Source organism: Pseudomonas sp. IC_126, assembly GCF_004331835.1.
GTDB lineage: Bacteria > Pseudomonadota > Gammaproteobacteria > Pseudomonadales > Pseudomonadaceae > Stutzerimonas.
In genome coordinates, this window is sequence record NZ_SJSS01000022.1 from 1 (window position 1) to 400 (window position 400).

Genomic DNA, 400 nt, shown 5'->3' on the forward strand with positions numbered 1-400 from the left:
GGAATATTGCGCAATGGGGGAAACCCTGACGCAGCAACGCCGCGTGAATGATGAAGGCCTTCGGGTTGTAAAGTTCTGTCTTCTGGGACGATAATGACGGTACCAGAGGAGGAAGCCACGGCTAACTACGTGCCAGCAGCCGCGGTAATACGTAGGTGGCAAGCGTTGTCCGGATTTACTGGGCGTAAAGGATGCGTAGGCGGACATTTAAGTCAGATGTGAAATACCCGAGCTTAACTTGGGTGCTGCATTTGAAACTGGGTGTCTAGAGTGCAGGAGAGGAAAGCGGAATTCCTAGTGTAGCGGTGAAATGCGTAGAGATTAGGAAGAACACCAGTGGCGAAGGCGGCTTTCTGGACTGTAACTGACGCTGAGGCATGAAAGCGTGGGGAGCAAACAG

Annotated in this window: 1 rRNA gene; it reads left to right on the forward strand. The window is 52.5% G+C overall.

The features are described 5' to 3' along the window. A 16S ribosomal RNA gene (locus E0D86_RS21290) occupies positions 1–400 on the forward strand; the annotation flags it as partial.